1 protein-coding gene is annotated in these 398 nt (G+C 59.8%); it reads left to right on the top strand.

The features are described from left to right. On the top strand, window positions 1-398 hold a 398-nt coding region (locus ACFHWW_RS34380; protein ID WP_379943869.1), incomplete at both ends, for a diguanylate cyclase domain-containing protein.

Raw genomic sequence — 398 nt, forward strand, 5'->3', positions numbered from 1 at the left:
GATATCTGGTTGGAAGTGCATGTCGCGCCGACGCCCGTAGGGATATCGATATTCTTCAGGGATACAAGTGAGCGCCGTAAGGCGGAGGAAGAGCGAGTGCTCGCGCAGAAGCAGATCCATCACATGGCCCGCCATGACGCTCTGACCGGACTACCGAACCGACAGTTCCTGAGAGAGGTCTTCGCACAAGCCCTGAATGGCCCTGGCGCTACACGGTCGGCGGCCCTCAGCTTGGATCTCGATGGCTTCAAATCAGTCAATGACGCCTACGGGCACCCGACTGGAGACTTATTGCTGCGCCACGTTGCGGATCGCTTGCGTACTTGCGTGGACGAGACGGACGTCGTCGGCCGCCTGGGTGGGGATGAATTCATCGTGCTGAAGCCCGACATTGGCCG

Origin of the sequence: Sinorhizobium sp. P24N7 (assembly GCF_042436655.1) — a bacterium.
GTDB classification, from domain to species: domain Bacteria; phylum Pseudomonadota; class Alphaproteobacteria; order Rhizobiales; family Rhizobiaceae; genus Sinorhizobium; species Sinorhizobium meliloti_A.